The sequence below is a fragment of the Streptomyces prunicolor NBRC 13075 genome (assembly GCF_000367365.1).
Taxonomy (GTDB): Bacteria; Actinomycetota; Actinomycetes; order Streptomycetales; family Streptomycetaceae; genus Streptomyces; species Streptomyces prunicolor.
In genome coordinates this window covers 16,686-36,777 of the sequence record NZ_BARF01000016.1, presented here as the reverse complement: position 1 = coordinate 36,777, position 20,092 = coordinate 16,686, and the positions used below count along the sequence as shown (strand labels likewise).

Here is a 20,092-nt window from a genome sequence, read left to right as displayed (position 1 = left end):
CGAAAGGCTGTTGGCGCAATGTCCTCACGGCAACGTGTTTCCTGGACCCAGCGGCACCGGCTGGGGCAGATCGTCAGGGAAATAGACGCCGGTGTCTACCGCCCGCACCATCCCTCTGTCGTGCTTCGGATCCGCGGTGATCTTCAGACAGCGGCTCTGGAGCGGGCATGGCTCCGTCTCCAGGAACGGCACCCGGTCCTGCTGTGCGGCTTCGATCTGGGCGACTTCACTTGGCGGCTCGACGTGCCGGCCGACATGACCGGCATCACCTCGGCCGACTCGACGCCGCATGACACCACGGACGCCACGGTGGGGCTCATGGAGCAACTCGTTGACGCCCCTTTCGACTTCACCGACGGACCGCTGGCCCGGCTCATTCTGCTCCGCCGTCCGCAGGAGACACTCTTCGCGCTGGTTCTCGACCACTTGATAGGGGATTTCTGGTCGCTCGACCTTCTCATGAGGGATCTGACGACCCTTTACGCGGCGGAACTCGGCCTGGCCACACAACCGTTGCCCCCGATCCCCCTCACCTATCCCGAACAGGTACAGAAGCAGAACACCTACCTGGACTCGCCCGCCGGCCAACGCGCGCTGCAGGACGTGGTGCAAAGCCTCAAGGCGGTCGGCCCGATCCCCGAAACACGATTCGCCGGCTTCTCAGGTGCCGCTCACGCGCGCTACGACCGCACGGGTCTCGTGCGCGCGTCCTTCGGCAGAGAACTGACCACAGCTGTGTTCGCCTGTGCACGAACCTTCCGTATGAGCCCATGGGCAATCATGCATGCGGCCGTTCACCGGGCGCTGTACATCCTGAGTGAGCAACCCACCGTCGGCACGATGCTTATGACGTCCAACCGGGAGTCGTCATCCGTCCACCAGACCGTCGGCTTCCTCGCAAGCAAGGTCGTCATCGCGACGCAGCGCGACGACCAGGCCACCACCACCGATTTCCTCCACGATTTCCAGCGCGCGATGCTGAACTCCCTCGATGGACTGGCGATCCCGTGGCCGCAGCTCATCGCGCACATGGAACCTGCGTCCCTTGGCTGCCATGCCAAGGTTCCCTACATTTCCTTCAACCCGCAGAACGCCACCATGCGACGCTGGCTGGGCGGCTGGGAGTTCACCGGGTGCGAGACGGCACCCCTGGAGCTCGCGGGGAGCACACCGGACGCCGCCATCGTCATCTCCCTCACCGAGTTGGATCACGACATCTCGGTTTCGATGTATCACCGGACGGACTGGTACCCGGCAGCCGCGGTGGAAAAGCTCTGGCAGACCACCGAACAGACGCTGCAGGACTGGGTAGGCACTGCCCAGGCCGGTGACAGGGCTCTGTGAAACTCACCCGGAACCTACCCCGTCTCGACGGCCCTGCACGGCCACTGTTCGTGGGGACCTTCGCCTACGCCCTTGGGCGCGGCATGTACAGCACCGGCAGCATCGTCTTCTTCACGCTGTGCTTCGGGCTCTCTGCGCAACAGGTCGGCCTGGCCTTGTCGGGAGCCGGTGTGGCGGCCTTCTGCGCGGCGCTGCCTGCCGGTTATCTGGCGGATCGCTGGGGTCCCCGTCCCCTGACCATCGCAGCGAGCGTCGTTCAAACACTGCTGATCACCCCGCTGTTGATCTCCGGTTCCTACCTCGTTGTGCTGCCTGTGGCCATCGCCCTCGGCGCCACTGACCGTGTCAACTCCATCGCGCGAAGGACACTGGTCTCCCATGTGATGGGTCAGTCGAATCGGGTGCGTACCCAGGCGTATCTGCGGAGCGTCGCCAACACCGGAATGTCGCTCGGCGCTCTCGCTGTTATACCTCTGCTGGCGGTCGGTACCCGGTCGGCGTTCCTGTGCCTCATCGGCGTGACGATGGCTGCCTTTCTGGTGGTCGCCGTCGCGACCACGCGACTTCCCGCGCGATCGAAGCTCGATCCGACGCTGTTCGCCTCCGATGTTCGTGGCAAGGACCAGGATCAGGACCGACAGCGGGCCCAGGCTCAACAGCAGGCGGCGCCGGGGCGGCGTCTCGTCACGTTCACTGCCCTCGGTCTGCTGAACGGGCTGTTCGCCCTGCACATCAGCATTCTGGAAGTGGGCCTGCCGCTCTGGGTGACCCAGCACACCGACGCACCGCCGTGGATGGTCGCCACCCTCGCCTTCGTCAACACCGTGCTCGCGATCCTGCTCCAGGTGACAGCGAGCCGCGGTTCCTCGAGCGTGCGCGGCGCTGCCAGGGCACTCGCCGTCTCCGCGCTGTTCACAGCCCTGGCGTGCGTCCTGTTCGCCACGACTGCCACAGGTTCCGGAACATTGCTGGTGGCCACGCTCTTCATGGCCACGGTGGTGCTGACCGCCGGTGAGCTTCTTCAGTCGGCCGGGGAGTGGGGGTTGTCGTTCGGTCTGGCGCCGACTCACGCCCAGGGCAAGTACATCGGCTACTTCTCGATCGGGACCACGGTCCAGGACATCGTCGGCCCCACCCTCGTGGTGGCGGTGGCCATCGCCTACGTCCCAGGAGGATGGCTCGTCCTCTCCGCCCTACTCCTCGTCGGCGCCGCGCTGGTCATCCCCATGACGCGCTGGGTGGCCGGTCTCCATGCCGAATGGAGCGAGTCCGAGGAAGAGACCGAGTCCGAAGCCGGGTCCGGAACCGAGGCCGATGCGCTCCCGCCGGTCTCAGATACAGGCATGAGCACAAGCGTGAGGAGTTGATCATGCAGAGCGTTCCTTCGACCGTGCACGAGCGCTTCGCCGACGTGGCACTGCGTCGCCCCGAGGCACCCGCTCTCATCGACGAGGACGGCCCGGTCACCTACGCCGAACTGCAAGCCGCCGGCAGCAGATTGGCCCGGGCGCTTGTGTCCTTGTGCACCGACGACGACCGGCTGATCGCCGCCCGCCTCGGTCGCAGTCGGTCGGCGCCCGTCGGCTTTCTCGGAATCCTTGGCAGCGGCCGGGGTTACCTCCCCATCGATCCTGACTACCCGCCTGCACGCCGCTCCTTTCTGCTCGATGACAGCGGGACCCGGCTTGTCGTCACCGACGGTGCTCTGGAACCCGATGAGACGTTGGTGGCCAAGGTGGACAGCCTCTCGATCGCGGTCCGGGGCACCGGTTCGGTCCAGTCCTGGCAGGACGTCCCGGCCGGAACCGCCTACGTCATCTACACCTCCGGCTCGACCGGAGCTCCCAAAGGGTGCGTCGTAGGTCATGACCAGGTCCTCGCGCTGCTGGACGCCTGTGCGGAGGAGTTCGCCTTCCGCCCGGCTGACGTGTGGACGGTCTTTCACTCCTTCAGCTTCGACTTCAGCGTGTGGGAGTTGTGGGGTGCCCTGCTCAACGGCAGTACCGCCGTGCTCGTACCCCAGCAGGTGGCCCGCGATCCCGACGCCTTCGTGCGGCTGCTTACGGCCCATCAAGTCACGGTGGTGAGCCAGACCCCCTCCATGTTCGGATTCCTGGTCGGGCGGCTCCGCCGGGACAGTCGTTCCCTGCCGCACCTTCGCTACGCCGTACTCGGCGGAGAGGCCGTCAACCTCCAGGACGCCCTCGTATGGCTCGAAGGCGACATGGCACCCAACGCCCTACTCGTCAACATGTACGGGATCACCGAGACCACGGTGCACGTGACCTACGGAGTCCTCGACGCTCATATCTGCAGCTCACCGGAGCTCAAGCACACCCCCATCGGTCGTCCGCTTCGCCACCTGGAAGTCTCACTGAGAGACTCGGCAGGTCAGCCGGTCGCCGACGGAACACCAGGAGAGATCTGGGTCGCAGGAAGCGGGGTCGCATCCGGTTATCTGGGACGGCCCGAGCTCACCCAACAGCGGTTCGTCACGAACTCCGCCGAGGATGTGCCGGAGCGCTATTACCGGAGTGGAGACTGGGCGATCCGCCAAGCGGACGGGACCCTCTACTACATCGGCCGGGTGGACGGCCAGGTCAAACTACGCGGCCATCGCATCGAACTCGGCGAGGTGGAGGCCGCGCTCACATCCCTCGTCGGCGTGCGGGGTGTCGCGTGTGCCCTGAAGGTCAATCAGGCCGGGCAGCACATCCTGGTGGCGTACCTCGTCACCGGCCCGGACGCCGACCTCGACCCCGGGCGGATCCGTGCACACCTCGGCGATCGCCTTCCTGCCCATCTGCGCCCCCACCAGTTCAAGCGGGTGACAAGCCTTCCGGTCACCGCGAACGGAAAGCTGGACCGAGCCGCCCTTCCAGCGCTTCCTGGGCTGGACTGGCCGACGTCGTCTGTGAGGATCTGATGACCTCTTCCCGCCGACTGGTCGTGGTGTACGACCGGGGAGCAGCAACTGTCAGCGAAATCGCCAGATCACTCACCAAGGTCGCACCCCTCGTCTTCGTGACCAGGGAGAACTCCGAACACGTCGGACCCTTGCTGCCCTTGCTCCGGGATATGGGCGACGTTGTCACCTTCCGGGACACGCCCGCCGAGGTGACGGGCCCTCTGCGGGCAACCGACCCCGGCGGAATCGCCACCTTCAGCGAGCGCATGCTGCCGGTTACCGCGGAGTTGGCCGCTCAGCTCGGCCTTTCGTACCACAGTGACGACACTGTGCGGTTCCTGACGGACAAGTTCTGCCAGAGGCAGCGACTGCGCGAGACCGGCACCGACAGCGTCGCCGGGCAGCTACTGACCAGGCCGGAGGAGTGGCCCGAGGTTCTTCGGCACGTCGGGCTCCCCGCCATCGTCAAGCCGGTACGGGGAGAAGGCAGCCGCAACACCTACCGAGTCGACGACGCAGAGGAAGGACGCCGACTCGTCGCCCGGCTTCTCGCCTCCGAACCGGCCTTCGTCGTGGAGGAGTTCCTTCAAGGAAAGCCATGCCATTCCTCGGGTGACTCTGTAGGTGACTACGTATCTGTGGAAAGCATCGCCATCCGCGGCGCGGTCCATCACATCGCCGTCACCGGGAAGTTCCCGCTTGTGCCTCCTTTCCGGGAAACCGGCCAGTTCTGGCCCGCCGCCCTGCCGGAAAAGGAACAGCAACTTGTCCGGGATCTCGCGGAAAAGGCGATCAGAGCGCTCGGGGTGACCACAGGAATCACCCACACCGAGATCAAGCTCACTGACACCGGACCGCGGGTGATCGAGGTGAACGGACGGCTGGGGGGCAACATCAACGCACTGTCCCTTCGCGCGGCGGGTCCCGACCTCGTCGAGCTGGCCGGCCGCCTGGCGCTGGGCGAGGCCGTCGACGCCCCACTCGTGGCCCACGACCGAGTTGTGTTCCAGTATTCGAATCTGGCGCCGTCCTTCCCCTGCCGTCTTGACTCCGTCGCAGGACAGCGTCAACTGCGCAGCACCGTCGGCATCACTGGCTACCGCGCCTGGATCCGGCCCGGCACACAGCTCGATGGCGGAGTGTCCACCAGCGAACTGGATCTGATCCAGGGTGAGGCCGACGACCACTCCGTGATGATCCAACTCCTGCGTGAGGTCCTGCCTCACCTCACATTCACCTTCACTTCGCCCGTTGGCCAGGTCGAGATCAGCGCTCCAGATCTCCTTGCCAAAGCGGGCGCGCGACCAGGCTGACGTGTTTGTGCTGCTGAGAGGCTGTTGATTACCGGTAGTTCGTTAAACCCGGCGGTAGCGTGGGTTGACGGCTGCGCGGGTTGGTCGTAGGGCAGCGGGAGGAGTCAACTGCCGTGCTGGGGCTGAAGATGACCGCCCGCCGTCCGTGCTCGCCCGCGCCGGGACCGTTGGAGGAGTATGTGGCCCGGTTCGATGACCTCTTCGTCAGCTTTGCCCGGCGACGGGGGTTCCGCGAGTACCTGACCGGGCTGCTCGCGGGACACCGACCTGACCGAAAGATGCTGCACGTACGCCACTGTGATCTCCTCCACGACTCCCGGTACTTGCGCGGACCCTACGGTGAGGGACTGACATCTCTCCCAGCTGGGCAACGCTTCTCGACCGTGGATCATCACTACCTGATGCGGTCGCTGCTGGTTGCGGCACTCGTGTGTCGGGTTCGGCAGGGACCCTTGCCTGGCGTGGCAGGTGGGAGTCGGCCTCGGCGACGCCATCCCGTGCATCCCTGACGGGCCGCGGACGTAGATCCAGGCCGAGGTCTGGCTCGGCTGCTATGCCGAATTGGCAACGCCCGGGCTGTTCTTGAGGTGGCTGGCGAGGTTCTGGAGTGCTGTCCAGGCTTGGGGGTCGGTTCCGTTGCCGAGTGGGTAGTGGAGGGCGGGATAGCTGGGGGTACCGAGTTGCTGCGGCTTCGTGGCGAGTGGTGGGCGGCGGGCGTGGGTGAGGCCGATGGCGCGTGTGTCGCGTGGGCCGAGTGTGAAGGAGACCGGGAGAGACGGGGCTTCCAGGTGTGCGGGCAGGGTGAGGTCGGCGCGGGCGTTGCGCAGGGTGGTGAGCATCGTCGTCAGGCCGTGTTTGTCGATGAGCGTGGCGGCGAGGGATTCCAGGGTGTCCAGGGGGACTTCGGTGGGGGTGGTGTAGCCGAGGGTGAGGGTCGTGTCCTGGGCGACGCCGGCGGTGGTGCGGGTGATGCGGTGGGTGGCGATGGCGGGGCGGCCCGGTGTGCCGACGGCGATGAGGTGGGTGGGGGCGGGGGCCCGGTCGCGGGCGAGATCGGTCAACTGGCGTGGGGACCAGGGGAGGTTGACGGGTTCGGCGGTGCCCCAGCCGGCGGGGGGTGTGCCGGTGAGGTGTTGCCAGGCCGCCTCGAGGGCGCGACCCAGCACGAGGTCGCTGTCGGCGGCGTGCACCGTGCGGAACGAGACGGTGAGTTGTCGTTCCTCGGCGGGTGTGGCCGCTGCGGTGAAAGCGTCGGCCGCGGTGCTGCCGGTCGGGGTGAACGTGCCGCCCTGCCAGGTGAGTTGGGCGCCGGACAGGCCGTCGTAGTAGCCGCCTGCGGGGTTCTGGATCACCCAGCGGTTGGGGGCGCCGCTCAGTGCGGTGCGCAGCGGCAGGGTGAGGCGGACGTGGGGTGGTGTGACGAGATGGAGTGCGCGGTTCGTCCGTGCGGTGGTGCGCAGGATGTCCGAGAACCAGGCGGTGAGGGGGACGAGCGGGCGGTCGGCGATGAGGACCGCGGTCGAGTCGGTCAGGACATCGACGGCGGGGAGGACCGGGGCTGCCGTCTCGGTGCGGTCGTCGTCCGGCGTGCCGGGGGGCGTGGGTGTCTGCTCGTCGTGCGTCGCGTCGTCCGGGACCGCGACGCGGGCGGTGTGGGCGGCGCCGGGTGGCCAGGTGGTGCCGCCGAGCAGCATCGTCAGGCGTCCGCACACGGACCCCGCGAGGGATTCCGCCTCGGGGGCTGCGGTGGAGGCGCGGGTCTCGGTCCACCAGAACGGCGGCTCGGGTGCGGTCACTTGGGGGCCGAGGAGGCGTTCGGCCTCGCCGGGTACGTGGACGAGCAGCGGGGCCTCGACCGAGACCAGCGGGCGGCCGGCCGCCGTGCACAGCTGGATGACCGCGCCGTCGTCGGTGGCGGTCAGGCTCAGCTCGGGGCCGCCGGCGTGCAGACCTGCCAGGAGCGAGCGGGTGTCGGGCATCTTCGGGGTGAGCGCGATGACGTCCTTGGTCACGCCGTGCTCTCCGTGCTCTCCAGGGGGTTGGGCTCTGCCGCGAGGGCCGTCTGGATCAGCTGGTGGCGGCGGCCTCGGCGGACCAGGGTGCCCCGGCCCGGTGGTTGTGCGGAGGCGTACAGGCCCGGGAAGAGCTGGCCTTCAGTGCGGTCTCCTGTCATCAAGAGCGCCGTCGCACCCGTCTCGCGCAGCGTCGTCAGGAACGGCTCGTACAGGGCGCGCGAGGCGCCCGCGACGCGGCGCGTCACGACGAAGTGCAGGCCGATGTCCTGGGCCGACGAGATGTAGGGCAGGAACGGGGCGAGGGGCTGCTGGCCGGCGGTGGTGAGGATGTCGTAGTCGTCGACGAGGATGACGATCCGCGGTCCGGAGAAGGCCGGTTCGTCGGTCATGGTGTCGGGGTCGGTGGTTTCCGGCAGGCGTTTTTCCAGTTCGGTCGCGATGCCGGTGGCGAGCGCCGCGGAGAGTTTCGCGTTGTGCGCGTAGCCGCCGCGGTAGGGCTCCGGGATCACGCCGCGCAGACCGCGCCGTGGGTCGAAGACGCCGAAGACCAGCTCGTCCGCGCTGTAGCGGTCCACGAGCGCGCGGGAGATCAGCTGGAGGAGGTTCGTCTTGCCGCATTCGTTGTCGCCCAGGACGAGCAGGTGCTGGTCGGTGCCGAACAGGTCGAGGACGGCCGGGGACAGGGACTCCTGGTCGACGCCGATCGGTACCGCGTGCGGCACCGTGACCGTCGAGGGCAGGCGCTGCGCGGGCAGCCTTGTGGGCAACACCCGTACGGGAGCGGCCAGTTCGCCGTGCCAGGTGGCGCGCACGGAGCGTGCGGCCGCTGCGAGGGCCGGTCCCAGGTCCGTGGCCCGAGCGAGTGCGTCGAGGCGTGGCAGGGCGACGTGTGCGAACAGTTTGCCGTCGGTGAGGGCGCGGCCCGGGATGTCGGCCGACAGGGTCTCGGACAGTCTGCGGTCGACGGACGAGTCGGAGGGGTCGTTGAGGCGCAGTTCGATCCGGCTGCCGAACATCGACTGGGTGGCGATGCGTACGTCGTTCCAGCGGAGCATGCCCGCCACGACGTGGATGCCGTAGCCGCTGCCGCGTTTGAGGAGCTCGGCCACCGCGTCGTCGAGGTCGGCGAACTCGTCGCGCAGTGCGCCGAATCCGTCGATGAGCAGGACGACGTCCGTGGAGCCGAGCTGCGGCAGCCGGCCTTGGGTGCGCAGGGTGCGCAGCTGGTCGACGGAGTCGATGCCGTGCGCGCGGAAGACCGCCTCGCGCTCGGCGAGCATGGTGCGCACCTCGGCGACGGTGCGGGCGGCGCGTTCGTGGTCGGCGCGTCCGGCGATCCCGCCGACATGCGGGAGATCGGACAGTGCGCTCAGGCCGCCGCCGACGAGATCGAGGCCGTAGATCGCCACGTCGTGCGGTGTGTGGGTCACGGCGAGGGACAGGGCCAGGGTGCGCAACAGCGTGGTTTTGCCGGATTGCGGGCCGCCGATGACGGCCGTGTGCCCGCCCGCCGTGTTCAGGTCGTGCACCCACCGGCCCTGCCGCTGCCGCGCCGGGTCGTCGAGGACACCCAGCGGGATCCGCAACGGGCCCTCTCCGTGGGCGAGTTGCAGCCCGTCCGCCGATGCCTGGACCGGGCCGGCCGCCCCGGTCAGCGTCACCGCGTCGGGCAGCGGCGGCAGCCAGATCCGCCGCACCGGCTCGCCGGCGCCCGCGAGCTGGTCCACCACGGCGGACAGCACGCTGGGCCCGCTCTCCCGCTCGCGCGGCGCGGCCACGGCGTCGTCACCCGACTCCCCGGTCGGTGTCGCCAGCGTGTTGTACGACGGATACACCCAGGTTGACGGCTCGTCGGAGGCGACCGCGTCGCTGAGCACCGGCCCGCGGTACGCGCCGGAGACGAAGCCCGCCTTGAACCTCGTGTACGTGGACGTGTCGACCTTCAGGTAGCCGAAACCGGGCAACGGCGGCAGGTTGAAGGCGTCCGGGGTCTCCAGGACCGTACGCGACTCGTCCGCCGAGAAGGTGCGCAGCCCGAGCCGGTACGACAGGTACGTGTCCAGGCCCTTCAGCCTGCCGCCTTCGATGCGCTGGCTGGACAGCAGGAGATGGACGCCGATGGAGCGGCCGATCCGTCCGATGGAGAGGAAGAGGTCGATGAAGTCCGGCTTGGCGGTGAGGAGTTCACCGAACTCGTCGATCACGACGAAGAGATGCGGGAGCGGTTCGAGATCGGGACGTCCGGTGGCGCGCAGCGCCCGGTAGTGCCCGATGTCGGCGATGTTCCCCGCGTCTTTGAGGACCTGCTGACGGTGTTTGATCTCACCGGCCAGCGAGGTGTGCACGCGTTCGACGAGGCCCGCCTGGTTCTCCAGGTTGGTGATGACTCCCGCCACGTGCGGCAGCGTCGTGAAGGGGGCGAAGGTGGCGCCGCCCTTGTAGTCGATGAGGACCATCGCCAGATCCTCGGGCGGATGGGTTGTCACCAGCGCGAGCACGAGGGTGCGCAGCAGTTCGCTCTTGCCGGAACCGGTCGCGCCGACGCACAACCCATGCGGCCCCATGCCCAGTTCGGAGGACTCCTTCAGGTCGAGCAGTACCGGCTCGTGCCGGTCGTCCAGCCCGATCGGCACCCGCAGGAAGTCGCGGTCGCCGCGCGGCGCCCATTGCCGGCCGAGGTCCAGGGCGGCCGGATCGTCGATGCCGAGCAGTTGGGGGAAGTGCACCGGGCCGGACACTGGCGTACCGTCGGCGGCCGACTCGGGGGACAGCCGTAGGGGTGCCAACGTCCGCGCGAGCCCCTCGACTCCGGCCGCACTCACCGGGTCGAGGACTCCTGAGACCCGTACGAGGTGCTCGCCCCGCAGGTCCTCGACCATGACCCGGTCCCCGTCGACGGTGATCCGCACGGACACCTGATCGGGTTCGTGCACCTGCTCGGCGAGCAGATGCAGCACGGTCACGCCCATCTCGCCCAGGGCGACAGCCGTGTCGGGACGGGGCAGTTCGGCCGCGTTGTTCCCGTACTCGTCACTCACCACGAGCAGTCGGCCGCCGAGGCTCAGCGCGTTGCGGTCGGAGAGGCCGCGCCGCACCTCGGCGGCGTAGGACGACCGCTTCTTCAGATCCACGCCGATCAGGCGCGCGAGTTGAGCGAGATCGGGTGCGATACGGCGTGCGGCAACCGGCCCGTCCAGCTCCTCGGGGTCGAGGACGTGCGGCAGCCACTTCGCCCACTCCCACTCCGCCATGCGCTCCCCGGGCACGCCGAGGGCGAGCGCCAGGTCGTCGGGTGCGTGCGTGACGGCGGCCTGCGCGAGCAGCGCCCGGGCGACCCGCAGTACGCCCTCGCGGTCGCCGATGACGCTGACGTTGCCCGCACGGTCCAGCGGTACCGGCAGCGGATGGTCGGCGGTGGCCCGGAACCGGGCCTGCAGTGCCCGTGCCTCGTTCAGCATGAACGGGTCCGGCGGCGTGAGCACTCCGCTCGTCGAGTTCTGCCCGACCACCACGTCCTGCACCGGTACGTCACCGACGCCGACTCGGACCCGCAGGAAGTCGGCGTCCGTACGCCGCCGTTCCCACAGCCGGGCCGGATCGCGCACCAGGTCGTACAGAGCCGACGGCGGAGGGTTCAACTCCCGTGCGGCGCGCCGTCGTTCCTGCTCGGCCGCACCCAACTCCTCGCGCAGCTCCTCCAGATACTCCAGATACCGTTCGCGCTGCACCCGCCGCTGCCGCTGCGCCTTGCCGCGCTGCGACAGGAACAGCGCCACGGCTCCCAGCAGCGCGACGACGAGTACGACCGCGCCGAGGCCCGCGAACTGGCTGGAGCGGATGACGGTCATCATCACCACGGACGACATGACACCGGCGATCGGCAGCAGGGCCGTGGCCGCGCTGCCCATCTTGCCCTCCGGCAGGTTCGGCGGCGGCTCGATGGTGCGCGCCTCGGTCGCGGGCAGCGGGCGGGTGGCCCGGGCGGGGCGGTGGACCAGGTGCTGCGTCAACGGACCCGCACCGCCCGCTGCAGCGCCTCCGCCGCGAGCTGCGTGGCCGCGCGGCGCGTGGCCGAGCCGAGCAGTTCCGTACGGATGGGTCCGCCGGCCGCGAGATGCCGGTCGTAGGGCAGGTGCACGATGGTGACCCCTGTCTCGCGCAGATGCGCTGTGGCCGTCTTCAGGTCGAGATTCAGATCCGGTGTGCCCGAGGTGAGGGCGACGACGGTGAACGCCAGGGCCTCGTGCGGCAGTTGGGCCAGCCAGTCCAGGACAACGCGCGTACCGCCCACGCCCTCGGCGGTGAGCGGAGCGACGACCACACGGGCGTGCGCGGTGTCCATCGCGGTACGGGCGACTTCGCCGGGCAGGGTCTCGCAGTCCACGACCGTGACGGCGAAGTAGCGGCGAAGTGCGAGCGTCACCGTGCGGTAGGTGGGGATGTCCAGCGGCGCGCCAAGGCGGCCCTGACTCGCGGGCAGCAGCCAGCCACCGTCCGAGACCGGCACCAGGTACCCGGTGATGTCGGTGAGTTGCATCGACGGGGTGAGGATCCGGGCCAGCTCGGCGCACGACCAGCGCACCGACTCCGCGCCCATCCGCACCGGCAGTGTGCCGAGCGCGGCGTCCGCCTCCAGCGCGAGCACCGGATCGTGCCGGTAGTGGTTGAACGTACGGGCGAGCAGCGCGGCGGTCGTCGTCTTGCCGACACCGCCCCGGATCGACGTCACGGCGATCACCCGGCCGGTGGTGACCGGCTGCTGCAACTCCCGCCCGATCCGTGTCTCTTCGGTGACCTCCTGAGAGGCCGATGAGGTCAGGCGTCGGATCGATTCCCCGGTCCGCCGCGCCACGGAGTCCCCGTGCGACGGCTTCCCCAGCGCGAGGGCGAGCCGTGGGTCGACGGTGGGCACGGACTCGGGGGTGGGGAAGGGCAGGCCGGGGCTGCCGGGACGGTGGCGAACCGCCGGGGCGCCTTGCCCCTGGGGGTTCGGGCGGGGGTCGGGCAGTGGCGCGTGCATTCCCGGGGCGGTGGAGGGGAGTTGGGGGTGAGGCTCGGTGGGGGAGGGGCGCGGCTGCGCAGGTACGGGCAAGGCGGTGGCGTCGGAGTACGGCAGGGCGTGAGGAGAGAGGGGACGAGGCTCAGGCACCGGCTGCGGGAGCTGCCCGGGCAACGGCGCCAGGGTCTCCGGCCGATGCCGCGGTGTCTCGCCCGGGGTTGTCGCCGGTGCGGTGCGCGGGGGAGACGGTTGCCCTGGGTCGGAGCGCTGATCAACGGGGTGATGGACCGTGAGCGGGACCCCGGCGCCCTCCACTTCGTTCTGGTCCGCCGTAGTACCGGGCTCGGTCGCGTCGTTCGCGTTCGGCACGGCGTCCGGACCGGCCGGCGTCGGCGCGCTGCCCCGCAGTTCGCGCAACACCTCGTCCTGCCAACCGCCCTGAGCCCCGTTCATCCCTGCCGCCTCACGCTCTCCCGCTCACGCGAAGGTGCCGAGCAGCCGCCCGTACACCCCGAAGACGCCAATCACCAGCGGGAACAGCGCGATCACCCCGACCGACTCGAGCACGTCGCCGAACCGGCGCAGCCGCACCCGTACATGCTCGGGCGGCTGTACCGCGAGCACGGCCAGCGGAACGGCCGCCAGCACCACCAGCACCGCGAGCGGACCGGCCGCACCGAACCGCTCCTGCCACACCCAGGCCAGCCGAACCGCCACCACCGCGGCCGCCACGAGCAGCGCGACGACCTCGGGGACCAGCGGATAGGCCCGCGCCCGCAACGCGAGCACCAGCGCCACGGCCACCGCGAGCAGTGCCGTCCACACCGTGGTCGTACGCAGCACGAGCACCCCGGCGACCGCGGCGGACACGGCCGTCACCACCGTCGCGAGCGCCAGCCCGCGGTGCGTGGCCGCCAGCGCTGTCGACACCTGATACCGGCTCACCGACACGCCGCCCGAGCGCCGGTCGTCGAGCCCCGAAAGCCCCGACGTCATCAACGCGAACCGAGGCAGCAACCCCAGCACGACCACCGACACGACGGCGAGCAGCGCGCCGGCCCGCCCAGCCGACTGGAAGACGAGCGCAAGCTCCCAGCACACCCCGCCCACGACGAGCGTGGCAGCCCCGAACACCCCACCGCGTCCCAGCGGCGAGCACCATCCGAGCAACAGCAACGCGACGGCCGCCACCCCCGCGACACCGGCCAGCCGCACCGCGCCCGACCAGCCCTGGGCATCGGCCAGACTCCACACTCCGAACACACCCAACACGCCACCGGTCACCACGAGCGTGCCGGCGAGTCCGCGCAACCCGGCCCGGCCGAGCACGGCACCCGCGACCGCGGCGAGCACGGCGACAACGACCAGCACAGCGCCGACGCTCTGCGCGGCGAACTCCTGCCGCGCGAGGAAGGAGGCGACCAGCGCCCACCCGACCGTCGCCCCTCCGGCGACGACGCGGCGCACGGCGGGCCGCCACCGCCAGGCCCGTACGTCGAGATCGTCGGCGGCCTCATCGGTCACATCGTGTACGACGGGAGCGGACGGCGCGTCCTCCACCCGGACGAGCCGCAGCACCGCACCGTCTGCCACGCCCGCCGACTCCAAGGTGGCATCCAGGTCCAGGACACTGCCGTCGCCCGCCACCAGATGACGTGTTTGCGGCCGCACACCCACCCGATCGCCCAGCAGCCGCATCACCTCGGGAAGCAGCCGCCCGATCGGTTCCTGCGACGGCAGCACGAGATCGACTCGTCGGTGCTCACCGACCAGAGTGACCCGGCTCAACGCGAGCCCCGCACGGCTCGATGCCCCCGTAGATATCACGCGTTCGAACCTATCATCGGGTAGTAGACGCACCGGCCGGTGTTTCGGCAGGTGGTGAGGACGGCACAGTGGTCGAGGTCCCGTAAGGACTCGAACTCTGGCCGAGAACCCGATGCGAGACGAACGACCACCCCACACAACCGGCGCACAACACCGCAGCGATCACCACACCCGCAAACACCTTGCCCAGCCGCTCGTCCACGGTGCGCCGCTGCCGCTGGCCGCCGAACAGGACGGCATCTCGTAGCCGCCGACGCCGGACCGAGATGGACTCGAGGAGCTGACTGTCGTAGTCCTGGGCTGACATGACTCGATTCCTTTGGATCCCTTGGACGCGGGCGCTCAGGTGCATGCTTTGTTGAGGTGCCCGTCACCGGATAGACGGGCAGGGAAGCGGCATGCGCGGGGCCTGATGTCAGTCGGTCGCTTCGTTCTTGAGCTTGCGGGTAATCATGGAGATGAACTGATGGGCTTCCTCCTCAGTGATCTCCACGTGCTCGTCGTCGTTGTGTCCCAGCTCGTACAGGCGCAGGTACTCAGTCGGCTCCCAACGCAGGTTGCGAGTAAACGCTTCGTCAGACGTGAAGTCGCCGGCTCGGCGGCGGCGCACGATGCCTTCGGGGCTGCTGCGCGGATAATCGTCGCTGACCAGCGCATAGTAAGTGACCATGTTTGTCGGTGAGTTGAGGACCTGGACGGAGGCGCCACGTTGGTTTAGCCATAGCTCGAGTTCGAGGCCAGCCAGTTCTCGGAGCGAGCCGTGCTCCTCGATGTGAGCCGGGCCGTACACCGTGCCGGAGAGACCCCGCACGACAGTGCGTTCGTCGAGCAGTACGTCAAGGGTTGTTTCCTGCACCGCCGCATCGGTCAGGTCGGCGCCTTCGAGACGTGCGTTCAAGAAGGAGGCGCCGTTGAGTCGTGCTGTACGGAAGGAAGCCAAGCGTGCGTCGACTTCGGCGAGTTCGGCACTCCCCAGATTCGCCTCGGACAACACGGCGGCTTGCATGCTTGCCCCGTCGAGCACTGCCTTGACGAGCGATGCACGGGTGAGATCGGCACGGTCGAGAACTGCGTTTTCCAAGTGGGCTCGGTACAGATCAGAACCGACCAGGATGACGCCGGGAAGGCGGCTCTGTGTGAAGAGCCCCATGGCCAAGTCAGCACCGCTGAGATCAGCTCCAGATGCGTCGAGGCCGGAAAGATCGAGAGTGGTGTCCTCTTGCCCACTCCACGATGTGAGCTCGGCAGCAGAATCGGGGTCGGAGGGCATCGATCGTACGCGTCGACGCACGTCACGGATACCAGACAACTCGATCACTCCAACCGTGCTCTTCGACGATCGCCTTCACATCGTCGATCGCTGCTTGATTTGCATTGCGCATGTCGAGAATAACCACGCGTTCCCTGGTCACGATCTGATCATTGAGCTTCCGGACCCAGGTTCCATTGTCCGCCGGGTCGTAGGCTCCCTTGAACGGGAGAGATTTGTCGCGAACGTTGTTCAGCGGCGGCCAGTCGGAGTGGACGCCCTTGATGTCGTAGAAGGTGCCGGTACTAGGAGAATAGAGGTCACCCTGATCCGCGCCCGGAGGCCGTTGGATATCTGAGGGGGTCTTTCCGGACTCGCGCAGGTCGAGAGCGACCCGAGCTTCGTCCATCTCCGAAGGCCTGACCTTGCCCTTGTGGTCGGGGTCCTGCTTCAGCCGGTCGAAGTCCTCGTGGTAGCGCTCGGCCAGCTCATGGAGATGTGAGTCGTGGAGTGTGCGCTCAGCGGGGGCCAGCTCTGTGGGCGGTCCATTTCCGTGGACGGACTGGTCGCTTGTGTGGCTGAGCCTGGTGTCAGGCGCATGCGTGGAGGGGTGAGCAGTGGGCAATTCGTGATCGAGGTTGATTACCTCGACCCCATGCGGCACCGGCACCTTGCCGAAGAGCTCGCCTTGTTGCGCTCGGATGGCGGTGAGCTCCTCGGGGGAGACTCCGGGCAGCCGCTCCTTTTCGTACAGGATGTGCCCATCCATCTTTGCGGCGAAGCTCTCAGGCGTATGGAACTGCACCTCGAATACCCGACCGCTTACCGGATCCCGCCAAGTGGAGTTGATCCCCTTGTATCCGGGACTGTTCCAGGTGTCCTTGAAAGTGACGTTGTCGAACCCCTGGCTACGCAACGTATCCACGGCCTCTTGCACGCCGTGTGCGTAGTTGGCGGAGGGGAACTCGACCGTGTACCTGACCGAGTCCTTGATGCCGCTCAACACGCCTTCCGGCGTTACGTTCGACTTTCGGAGCAGAGCTGTAGCGAGCTTCCGCTTCAGGGAGTCCTCGCCCTTCAGCCGGTACTCAAGGCCGATCAGGCGTCCGTCGTCAACGTTGTGCGTGATCTGCTGCAGGGTGTCGGTTATGCGCGGCTCGGCCTGGGTCGACTGCCGGATGAAATCGTCGGCCGCAGCGTTCGCGTCGGGCGACAGGTGAAGGCCGTTCTCACCCTCCCACGAGCCGTCCGGGAGGTTGCCGCGAGGAGGCTCCGGTGCCGTGCCACCAGGCAGGTCGTGACCCCCGCTGGGCGGGGTTGTGCCGCCCTCGCCTCCCGCCCCAGGAGCTCCGTGGCCGGTGGAGGTGTGGTCGCCCGCCGAGGCGGTGTCGTGGCTGAGGCTGCCGCCGGGAGCATGCTCGCCGCCTCCTTGGCCGGTGGAGTGACCGCGGGCACCGGGTGTCTCGTGGCTGGCGGAAGGGCCATGCGTCAAACCGTCTGTACTGCCGTTCGGCAGGTGGGGTGCGGCGCCAGCCGGGGTGTGTGCGGCTGTGCTGGTCAGGTTGTCGCCGCCGTGGACTGTAACGGGTTCGGGCACGCGAGCCTCCGCTGCGGGCGTGCGCGGGGCGGAGTCCAGGATCGTACGGTCGTCGGCCGACAGTTCCGTTCTGGCCTCAGTGACGTGCTGACGCACGCTGCCGTCCGCATCGAGGACATGGCCGTCCCGGGTGAGATAGACCGGGTTGCCCTTGGCGTCGACGTACTCGATGGCGCTGTCGGGCACGGAGACCGGCCGTTCCGCGAGGGGCACCGGGTGTTCGGCGGGGGTGTACCTGTCGCCGAGGTTCGCCATGTCCAGGTATGTGCCGGTGTGGAGATTCTTGAGTGTCGCGAAGGTGTCGCCGACCTTGACGAAGGCGAACTTGCCCACCTTGCCGATATAGGTCATCGGGTCGATGGCACGGCCGACCTTGCCGACCACCGACAGGGTGCGAGCCGCAGCACCCGCCTTGCCCGCGCCGCTTGCCGCGCCGCCGACGCCCTCGGTGCCGACCACCGTCAGTACGTTGAAGCCGAAGGCGCCGGCCGCGCGGGCCGGGTTGGTCTTCCACTGGTCGTAGGCGACGAAGCCTTTCACCGTCTGCTTGTAGACCGTGCGCGAATCGCGCAGCCAGGAGGGCAGTTGGTCGTCCGGGGTCAGCCACCAGGCGCCCAGCGTGGCGGTGGTGAGCCAGGAGGCGGTGCCCAGTTTGGCGAGGTTCTTCCAGGCCTCGCCGGCCGCGTCCCAGCCGTCGGAGCCGAACATGGTGCCCAGGCCGTGGATCGTGGCGATGACGCCGTCGTGCCAGATGCCGTCCCACACCTGCTTGGACTGGTGGGCCAACCAGGCCCAGCCCTCGTACTCGCGCTCGACCGCCGTGCCCCAGGGGGTTTCCTCGGCGTGGTCGAGGTCGTCGGCGTTGTAGCCGTACATGTTCTTGCCGTGGGAGCCGTCGTCGGCGGTCAGTCCGGTTCCGCCGATCAGCGCCATGATCTTGTTGTAGGCGGTGCGCTCGGCGGCCTGGAAGGCGGCGACCGTGTGGTTGACGTCGTGCCACAGGTCGTTGTTGTGGTCGACCTTGTCCTGGTCCTTGCGCCAGTCGTCGTCTCCGGTGACCGAGTTCACGAACGCGGTGGCGTCGGTCTTGAGCGCGTCCAACTTGTCGACCAGCGGCTGGACTTCGAAGCCGTAGTCCGACAGAGCCGTGGCGACCTTCTCCAGGTCGTCGGCGAACGCGTCCGACTTCTCCTTCACCGGAAGCGTGGTGGCGAACAGCTGCTCCGCCTCCGGCGCCTCGTAGAACGCCGACAGACCCTGGAACTCGGTGTGCACATCCGAGCCGGACGCACGGAACTGGCCCGCGTCCGCGGTCAGCAGCATCACATCGGTGTCCAGCGTGGCCAGGTCGCCGATGAAGTGCGGGATCCCGGACGGATCGATGAGCTTCGCCTCGCCGCCCATCGTTACTTGCCCTCCGCGTGACGGCCCGTCTCACCTGCGCCGGGCATGTCCACCTTCGGTTCCTTGGCCGCCTCCCGCTGAGCGTTCTCCGCCTGTTCCAGGGAGCCGGCCAGGTAGAAGCGGGTGGCCTCGTCCGCTCCGTCCAGGGACTTCGAGGTCCGCTTGGCGATGTACAGGAGATCCCGGCCCCAGTGCTCCGCGAACCGGCCCAGTGCCGAACCGACCAACCCGACCGTGCTCGTGTACGGCCCGTACTGGCTGGTCAGCGTCCCGGCCGCGGAGGCCGCTTCCTCAAGGTTGCCCTGCATCGCCGAACCCGCGTCGGACAGGTCCTTCGCCGCGGTCCCCGTCCTGGACAGCACGCCGTACACCCCGGCCGGATGGATGTCCCACCTCGTCACAACGTTCCCCCTCGTCCCCGTGCTGCCGGGCATCTGACCGGCGTATGCCTGCCGCCGCGTCAGCCGATGTTGTCGACGGCCGACTTCGCCTTGGCCAGCGTCGACTGTGCGGTCCCGTCGTTCTGCTCCAGCGTCGAGCGGACCAGCCGGATGATCTCGCGGACCTCGCCGGCGGCCTTGTGCCAGCGGAGCTCCTTGCCGTGGTACTCGTCGGCGACGCCGTCCGCGGTGAAGTCGGCCATCGCGGCTTTTACCGCGCGGTCGCGGTCGGTCAGTACGCGCTCCAACTGGCCGATGACGCCGGCGAGGCTGCCCTGGACCTCGGTGGAGGCGCCGATGTCGTACGAACGGCGGTCCTGGTTCTGACCCATGAGCGGGTTCCCCCTTGAAAACAGCAATGGTGAAGGCGACTTGAGGACTTGGTTACCGACCGCGGCGGTCAGCGCGCGCCGAAGCGGGCCGCGTTGAAGTTGGCGGCGCCCATGTTCTGGTGCGCGTTGTCGCCCAGCTCCACATCGCCGGTGCCGAACGCGGTGTCCATACCCGACTGGCCGCCGAGGATCGCGCCGAGTGAGCCGTTCAACTCGTTCGTGATCTCATCCGCATGCGCCTTGAACGTGTCGAAGGCGGCCTTGCCTGCCCCGTTGAACTTCCCCTCCAGCGGCTGTGCCGCCTGGATCAGGAGTTTGATCAGCGTGCCCAGGTCGTCGCTCGAACCGACGGTGCTCTTGCCGAGATCCGACAGGGTCGTCGACCCCATGTCGAACTTCATTCACCCACCCCCGTAAGTGTGTTGTGCATGACGGCTACTCGTCTGCCACGGTGTCCTCTTGCGCCGCCCATGGCTCACAGCGTTTCGAACAGCTTCTCGCATCACGCGTTGCAGGCGCAACGTAAAAGGAACTGAAGTGGCGTGATTTAGTTCATGAGTGGGCGCAAAGGCAACTTCCCCTCGTGCGCCTTGTGTTCCTCTCCTCGTGCGGATCTGTCCAGCGGTGCCACCCGAGGCGGCAACAGACCATCTCCCGTACGTGC

14 protein-coding genes are annotated in these 20,092 nt (G+C 68.3%); 4 read left to right on the top strand and 10 right to left on the bottom strand.

Translation table 11 applies throughout. From position 1 onward, the window contains the following. Positions 1-18: 18 nt before the first annotated feature. From SPR02S_RS08190 to SPR02S_RS08175, 4 genes are read left to right on the top strand one after another with little or no spacing between them, the layout of a single operon-like run. Complete coding sequence (locus SPR02S_RS08190) at positions 19-1,344, top strand: condensation domain-containing protein (protein WP_019056460.1); 1,326 nt, start codon at positions 19-21, stop codon at positions 1,342-1,344. Further along, positions 1,341-2,711, top strand: coding sequence for an MFS transporter (locus SPR02S_RS08185; protein WP_019056459.1), 1,371 nt, complete (start codon positions 1,341-1,343; stop codon positions 2,709-2,711). The genes SPR02S_RS08190 and SPR02S_RS08185 overlap by 4 nt, the downstream gene beginning before the upstream one ends. A 2-nt stretch (positions 2,712-2,713) precedes the next feature. Beyond that, positions 2,714-4,270, top strand: a complete 1,557-nt coding sequence (locus SPR02S_RS55395; protein WP_019056458.1) for an amino acid adenylation domain-containing protein — start codon at positions 2,714-2,716, stop codon at positions 4,268-4,270. Then, positions 4,270-5,565, top strand: coding sequence for an ATP-grasp domain-containing protein (locus SPR02S_RS08175; RefSeq protein WP_019056457.1), 1,296 nt, complete (start codon positions 4,270-4,272; stop codon positions 5,563-5,565). Before SPR02S_RS55395 ends, SPR02S_RS08175 begins: the two co-directional genes overlap by 1 nt. A 551-nt stretch (positions 5,566-6,116) precedes the next feature. Here SPR02S_RS08175 and SPR02S_RS08165 read toward each other — a convergent pair. From SPR02S_RS08165 to SPR02S_RS08110, 10 genes are all read right to left on the bottom strand, one after another. Then, a complete protein-coding gene (locus SPR02S_RS08165; protein WP_019056456.1) occupies positions 6,117-7,577 on the bottom strand; it encodes a DUF6177 family protein in 1,461 nt (486 codons plus the stop codon). Beyond that, positions 7,574-11,590 (bottom strand): type VII secretion protein EccC, encoded by a 4,017-nt coding sequence (locus SPR02S_RS08160; RefSeq protein WP_019056455.1) that lies wholly within the window; start codon positions 11,588-11,590, stop codon positions 7,574-7,576. The genes SPR02S_RS08165 and SPR02S_RS08160 overlap by 4 nt, the downstream gene beginning before the upstream one ends. Beyond that, the gene (locus SPR02S_RS64730; protein WP_043258158.1) at positions 11,587-13,032 is read right to left on the bottom strand and encodes a CpaE/TadZ family protein; all 1,446 of its coding nucleotides are present in this window, start codon (positions 13,030-13,032) and stop codon (positions 11,587-11,589) included. Before SPR02S_RS64730 ends, SPR02S_RS08160 begins: the two co-directional genes overlap by 4 nt. A gap of 24 nt (positions 13,033-13,056) precedes the next feature. After that, positions 13,057-14,367, bottom strand: a complete 1,311-nt coding sequence (eccD, locus tag SPR02S_RS08145; protein ID WP_373283293.1) for a type VII secretion integral membrane protein EccD — start codon at positions 14,365-14,367, stop codon at positions 13,057-13,059. Positions 14,368-14,419: 52 nt separating this feature from the next. Further along, on the bottom strand, positions 14,420-14,713 hold the full coding sequence (locus SPR02S_RS59985) for a hypothetical protein (RefSeq protein WP_078622842.1): 294 nt from the start codon (positions 14,711-14,713) through the stop codon (positions 14,420-14,422). Positions 14,714-14,821: 108 nt separating this feature from the next. Then, entirely contained in the window at positions 14,822-15,676 is an 855-nt protein-coding gene (locus SPR02S_RS59980; protein ID WP_078622841.1) for a pentapeptide repeat-containing protein, read from the bottom strand. Between the two features lie 22 nt (positions 15,677-15,698). Further along, positions 15,699-18,656 (bottom strand): hypothetical protein, encoded by a 2,958-nt coding sequence (locus tag SPR02S_RS64335; RefSeq protein WP_019056450.1) that lies wholly within the window; start codon positions 18,654-18,656, stop codon positions 15,699-15,701. 2 nt (positions 18,657-18,658) lie between these two features. Further along, positions 18,659-19,057: a DUF6507 family protein gene (locus tag SPR02S_RS08120; protein WP_019056449.1), complete on the bottom strand. Its 399-nt coding sequence runs from the start codon at positions 19,055-19,057 to the stop codon at positions 18,659-18,661. A 59-nt stretch (positions 19,058-19,116) separates the two neighbouring features. Beyond that, positions 19,117-19,428 (bottom strand): pore-forming ESAT-6 family protein, encoded by a 312-nt coding sequence (locus SPR02S_RS08115; RefSeq protein WP_019056448.1) that lies wholly within the window; start codon positions 19,426-19,428, stop codon positions 19,117-19,119. Between the two features lie 68 nt (positions 19,429-19,496). Further along, positions 19,497-19,829 (bottom strand): hypothetical protein, encoded by a 333-nt coding sequence (locus SPR02S_RS08110; protein WP_026150338.1) that lies wholly within the window; start codon positions 19,827-19,829, stop codon positions 19,497-19,499. Positions 19,830-20,092 lie beyond the last annotated feature (263 nt).